Consider the following 667-nt stretch of genomic DNA (forward strand, 5'->3'; position numbering starts at 1 on the left):
TCCTCCCAGGCCGGAAATGACCCACGGATCAGTCAGGAGAGCCCATTTTGAGTAGAGCATCGGGAGCGGCCCGTGCCACCGCCCACCACGGCTAAGGTCACTTCATGTTCCGTGACGCAGTGGAGAGCAAGGACATGGACGCCGTCGACGACTGCCTCGCCGAGGACGTCGTCTTCCTCAGCCCGGTCGCCCACACCCCCTACTCCGGCAAGCCGATCACCAGCGCCATCCTGCGGGCCGTGGTCGAGGTCTTCGAGGACTTCCACTACGTGCGTCAGTTGCGCGAAGGGAGCGAAGAGGCCTATGTCTTCAAGGCCACCGTCGACGGGTTGGACATCACCGGGTGCGACTTCCTCACCCTCGACGAGAACGGGAAGATCACCGAGTTCATGGTCATGACCCGACCGCTCAAGGCATCCCAGGCACTGGCCGCGCGGATGGCCGAGCGCTTCGCAGAAATCAAGGCCGCCGCTGCTCGCTTCTGAGGGGATGCGGGACCGCCAGCGTTTGCTAGCCGCTGACCTTGTTCGCGAGAACCGTTCGACCGCCCCAGTGACGGACCCAGGATGATCGACGTCAGGTCCTGACCTTGGACTGAACCGCACTGGGTTGGTTGGAGTCTCCATCGTTTGGAAACGAGGATGTACTCATGCCGAAGGACACCACC

Annotated in this window: 1 protein-coding gene; it reads left to right on the forward strand. The window is 62.8% G+C overall.

Going from position 1 to position 667, the window contains the following annotated elements; genetic code table 11:
- Positions 1-104 precede the first annotated feature (104 nt).
- Positions 105-485 (forward strand): nuclear transport factor 2 family protein, encoded by a 381-nt coding sequence (locus ABC138_RS17580; RefSeq protein WP_345914473.1) that lies wholly within the window; start codon positions 105-107, stop codon positions 483-485.
- Positions 486-667 lie beyond the last annotated feature (182 nt).

The sequence above is a fragment of the Janibacter sp. LM genome (assembly GCF_039631275.1).
GTDB classification, from domain to species: Bacteria; Actinomycetota; Actinomycetes; order Actinomycetales; family Dermatophilaceae; genus Janibacter; species Janibacter terrae.